This is a genomic window from Cellulosimicrobium cellulans, from assembly GCF_001722485.1.
Classification (GTDB): Bacteria; Actinomycetota; Actinomycetes; order Actinomycetales; family Cellulomonadaceae; genus Cellulosimicrobium; species Cellulosimicrobium cellulans_A.
Genome location: NZ_LWGL01000217.1, coordinates 1 through 4,492 on the forward strand (window position 1 = coordinate 1; position 4,492 = coordinate 4,492).

5 protein-coding genes are annotated in these 4,492 nt (G+C 74.4%); 1 reads left to right on the top strand and 4 read right to left on the bottom strand.

What is annotated here, in order from left to right:
• Positions 1 to 210 precede the first annotated feature (210 nt).
• The 3 genes from JZ5iCDA_RS15840 to fdxA form a co-directional block, all read right to left on the bottom strand.
• Positions 211 to 1,509 carry a citrate synthase gene (locus tag JZ5iCDA_RS15840; protein WP_069388018.1) on the bottom strand — a complete coding sequence of 433 codons (1,299 nt, stop codon included), beginning with the start codon at positions 1,507 to 1,509 and terminating at the stop codon, positions 211 to 213.
• Between the two features lie 124 nt (positions 1,510 to 1,633).
• Entirely contained in the window at positions 1,634 to 2,770 is a 1,137-nt protein-coding gene (gene dapC, locus JZ5iCDA_RS15845; protein ID WP_069388019.1) for a succinyldiaminopimelate transaminase, read from the bottom strand.
• A 17-nt stretch (positions 2,771 to 2,787) separates the two neighbouring features.
• The gene (fdxA, locus tag JZ5iCDA_RS15850; RefSeq protein WP_024841122.1) at positions 2,788 to 3,105 is read right to left on the bottom strand and encodes a ferredoxin; all 318 of its coding nucleotides are present in this window, start codon (positions 3,103 to 3,105) and stop codon (positions 2,788 to 2,790) included.
• A 172-nt stretch (positions 3,106 to 3,277) separates the two neighbouring features.
• Between fdxA and JZ5iCDA_RS15855 the strand changes: the two genes are divergently transcribed.
• Positions 3,278 to 3,613, top strand: coding sequence for a putative acetyltransferase (locus tag JZ5iCDA_RS15855; RefSeq protein WP_069388020.1), 336 nt, complete (start codon positions 3,278 to 3,280; stop codon positions 3,611 to 3,613).
• Positions 3,614 to 3,616: 3 nt separating this feature from the next.
• On the opposite strand, the gene JZ5iCDA_RS15860 is transcribed toward JZ5iCDA_RS15855, so the two are convergent.
• Positions 3,617 to 4,492: prephenate dehydrogenase (locus tag JZ5iCDA_RS15860; RefSeq protein WP_083260086.1), on the bottom strand; the 876-nt coding region annotated here is incomplete at its 5' end.

Sequence of the window (4,492 nt, forward strand, 5' to 3'; positions counted from 1 at the left end):
ACGTCGTCGCCGTCGACGTGGCCGACCGCCGCTGGACGCGCGCCGAGCCGACGTGGGAGGTCGTGGACCGCGCGGCGGACGACACGACCGCGCCGCCCGCGGGCACCGTCCGCCTCACCGTCGCGACGCCGCCCTCCTGAGCCGGGAGCACGGACGCCGCGCACCCCGGCGGGGTGCGCGGCGTCCGGAGCGGCGCGGAGAGGCCGGCCGTCAGCGGTCGGCGACCGGCACGTAGTCGCGCTCGGTCTCGCCCACGTAGACCTGGCGCGGGCGGCCGATCTTCGTCTGCGGGTCCTTCATCATCTCGCGCCACTGCGCGATCCAGCCGGGCATGCGGCCGAGCGCGAACAGCGGCGTGAACATCGCCGGCGAGAAGCCCATCGCCTTGTAGATGAGGCCGGTGTAGAAGTCGACGTTCGGGTAGAGCTTGCGCTCGATGAAGTAGTCGTCGTGAAGCGCGATCTCCTCGAGGCGCATCGCGATGTCGAGGAGCTCGTCCTTCTTGCCGAGCGTGGACAGCACGGCGTCGGCGGACTTCTTCACGATGGCGGCGCGCGGGTCGTAGTTCTTGTAGACCCGGTGGCCGAAGCCCATGAGGCGGACGCCGTCCTCCTTGTCCTTCACCTTGCGCATGAAGGTGTCGACGTCGTACTCGGCGTTCGCGATCTTGTCGAGCATCGACAGCACGGCCTCGTTCGCGCCGCCGTGCAGCGGGCCCGACAGCGCGTTGACGCCCGCCGCGACGGACGCGTAGAGGTTCGCGTGCGACGACCCCACGACGCGCACGGTCGACGTCGAGCAGTTCTGCTCGTGGTCCGCGTGCAGGATGAGGAGCTTGTCGAGCGCGTCGACCACGACCGGGTCGGCCTCGTACTGCTGGTACGGCGTCGCGAACGTCATGCGCAGGAAGTCGTCGACGTAGCCGCGCGAGTAGTCCGGGTAGAGCAGCGGCTCGCCGACGCGGCGGCGGTGCAGGTACGACGTGATGGTGCGCGTCTTGGCCAGCAGCAGGACCGTCGCGAGCTCGACCGTGTCGTCGTCGAACGGGTCGAGCGACTCCGGGTAGAAGGTCGACAGCGCGTTGATCGCGGACGAGAGCACCGCCATGGGGTGGGCGCCCCGCGGGAACGTGCCCATGAACGTGCGGAAGTCCTCGTGCACGAGCGTGTGGCGGTTGACGCGCTCGACGAACGCGTCGAGCGTCGCCGCGTCGGGCAGCTCGCCGTGGATGAGGAGGTACGCGACCTCGAGGAAGCTGGAGCGCTCCGCGAGCTGCTCGATCGGGTAGCCGCGGTAGCGCAGGATGCCGGCCTCGCCGTCGATGTACGTGACGCTCGACTCGCACGAGGCGGTGTTCATGAAGCCCGGGTCGACCGTGACGAGGCCGGTGGACTTCAGCAAGGAGGACACGACGATGCCGTCGTTGCCCTCGGACGCCGCGACCACGGGCAGGTCCTGCGCCTGGTCGTCGACGAGGAGGCGGACCTTCGCCTGCTGGGTGGTGGTCATGGTTCCCTTCCTGCTGCTGCTCGCGCCGTTGCGCGCTCGACCGTACCGCGCGTCCGCCGCACGTGACCAATCCAGGACCGTCACACGATCGTCACGATACCGTGACCTGGGTCACACCCAAGGATCAGGCTGCGGACAGCCGGGAGGCGGCCTCCTGCACGCGCTCGTCCGAGGCGGTGAGGGCGATGCGGACGTGGCCCGCGCCCGCGGTCCCGTAGAACGCGCCCGGTCCGACCAGTATGCCGAGGTCGGCGAGCGCGGAGACCGTCTCCCAGCAGTCCGCCGAGCCCCCGTCCTCCCCCGCACGGCGGGTCCACAGGTAGAGCCCCGCCTCGGAGTGGTCGACGGCGAGCCCCGCGCGGCCGAGCGCCCCGAGCAGGGTGCTCCGCCGGCCCGCGTACACCGCGCGCTGCGCGGCGACGTGCGCGTCGTCGGTCAGCGCCGCGACCGTCGCGGCCTGGACCGGCGCCGGGACGATCATCCCGAGGTGCTTGCGCGTCGCGAGGAGGTCGGCGACGAGCCGCGGGTCCCCGGCCACGAACGCCGCCCGGTACCCCGCGAGGTTGGACTGCTTCGACAGGGAGTAGGCGACGAGCAGGCCGTCGTGCGAGCCGCCGGCCACGGCCGGGTCGAGCAGGCTCGGGACGCCGCCCGACGCGTACGGCTCGTCCCACGCGAGCTCGGCGTAGCACTCGTCGCTCGCGACGACGGCGCCGATCTCGCGCGCCGCGGCGACGACGCGCGCGAGGTGCGCGGCGTCGAGGACGCGCCCCGTCGGGTTGCTCGGCGAGTTGACCCACACGAGCCGCACGTCGCGGCGCCCCGCCCACGCGTCGACGTCGTCGGTCGCGAGCGGCGTCGCGCCCGCCAGGCGCGCCCCGACGTCGTAGGTGGGGTACGCGGTGCGCGGGTGGACGACGACGTCCCCCGGCCCGAGCCGCAGGAGCGACGGCAGGAGACCGACGAGCTCCTTGCTCCCGATCGTCGGCAGCACGGCCGCGGGGTCGAGGTCGGGGACGCCGCGGCGCCGCGCGAACCACGCGGCCACGGCCTCGCGGAGCGCGGGCGTGCCGTGCGTCGTCGGGTAGCCGGGGGCGTCGGCGGCGGCCGCGAGCGCGTCGCGGACGACCGCCGGCGTCGGGTCGACCGGCGTCCCGATGGACAGGTCGACGATGCCCCGCGGGTGGGCGCGCGCGCGGTCGACGTACGGGCCGAGCGTGTCCCAGGGGTAGGCGAGACCGGAGAGGTCGGCGAGTCCCATGCCGACGCGCGGCCGCGTCAGGCCTGCGGCGGGAGCGCCGCGATCATCGGGTCGTCCTTCTCGATGAGGCCCATCTTGGCGGCGCCGCCGGGCGAGCCGAGGTCGTCGAAGAACTCCACGTTCGCGCGGTAGTAGTCGCTCCACTCCGTGGGGACGTCGTCCTCGTAGTAGATCGCCTCGACCGGGCACACCGGCTCGCACGCGCCGCAGTCGACGCACTCGTCCGGGTGGATGTACAGCGACCGCTTGCCCTCGTAGATGCAGTCGACCGGACACTCCTCGATGCACGCCTTGTCCTTGACGTCGACGCACGGCTGGGCGATCACGTAGGTCACGACCGGGGAACCTTTCTGGCGACGGTCGGACCGCGGCGGGAGGGGCGACGGCGTCCCGTGCGGCACGGTCCGCCGTCCTGGCCGCGGGCGGTCCGGGAGGGCATGCGCGTCTAGTATCGCTCAGGTCGGGCGGTGGTCGCCCGCCGCGGACCAGACAGTGGACGGACGTGACATGACCCGCGAGCAGGGACGGCGCGCGCCGGGGGCGTCGGGAGCGGGTCGCGAGGACGCGCCACGGGACCCCTGGTCGCCCGGCACGCGCGTCGTGGTGCGGCGCCGGCTCACCGACGCGGAGGCCGCAGCCTCGGGCAGGACGCTCACGGACGTCATCGGCGTGGTGGTGAGCGTCACGTCCGAGGAGGTCACGCTGCGCGAGGACGCCGGCGGGAGCGTGCCGCACCGCGGGCACGGGCCGCGCGACCCCGAGCCGGCGTTCGTCGTCGTGCCCCGGGCGGCGATCGTGGCGGCCAAGGCCGTTCCGCCGCGCCCGCCGCGTCGCCCGGCCTGAGGCCTAGCGGACGACGACCGCCCCGTCGACGACCTCGACGACGACGCGCCCGGCCGCGCCGAGCGCGGTGAGGGCCTCGCGCCACCGGCCGGCCGCGTCGAGCTCGACGCGCTCGGGCGCACGCACCGCGTCGTCCTGCGCGAGGAGCGCGCGCACCACGTCGGGGCGGTCGAAGAACGCGCCGACGGGGGCGTTCTGCTCGAGCGCCTGCACGAGCTGCTCGAGGTCGCGCAGGACGACGCGCAGCGCCGAGGCGACCCAGGCGGCGTTGTCGGTGACCATCGCCTCCGTGCGGCGCGGGTCCGTGCGCGCGACGCGCGTCCCGTCGCGGAAGCTGCCCGCGGCGAGCCCGAGCGCGACGTCCCGTACCGGGGCGTCCGCGACGACGCCGAGGAGCTCCGTGGCGAGGACGTGCGGCACGTGGCTGACGAGCGCGGTGGCCTCGTCGTGCACGTCGTCGGTGACGACGTGCGCCGTCCCGCCGAGCGGGCCCGTGACGAGGCGCAGCACGGTCGCGAGCGCGTCGGCGCGCGTCGACGCGTCCACCGTCACGCCCCAGCGCGCGCCGTCGAGCAGCGCCGTGTCCGACGCCGCGAAGCCCGACTCCTCCGTGCCGGCCATGGGGTGCGCGCCGACGTAGCGCGCCTCGAGCCCCGCCGCGCGCACCGCGTCGCGCACCGCGCCCTTGACGCTGCCCACGTCGGTGACCACCGTGGCCCCCCGCACGTGGCGTGCGACCTCGGTCGCGACGGCGCGCATCGCGCGCAGCGGCACGGCGAGCACGAGCACGTCCGGCTCCTGCCCGCACAGCGCGGCGACGTCGTCGGCGACCTGCAGCCCGGCGTCCTGCGCCGCGGCGCGCGTCGCGGGCGTGGCGTC

Coding starts and splice junctions, on each gene's coding strand:
- JZ5iCDA_RS15840 (WP_069388018.1), bottom strand. CDS start 1,509: ATGACCACCACCCAGCAGGCGAAGGTCCGCCTCCTCGTCGACGACCAG.
- JZ5iCDA_RS15855 (WP_069388020.1), top strand. CDS start 3,278: ATGACCCGCGAGCAGGGACGGCGCGCGCCGGGGGCGTCGGGAGCGGGT.
- dapC (WP_069388019.1), bottom strand. CDS start 2,770: ATGGGACTCGCCGACCTCTCCGGTCTCGCCTACCCCTGGGACACGCTC.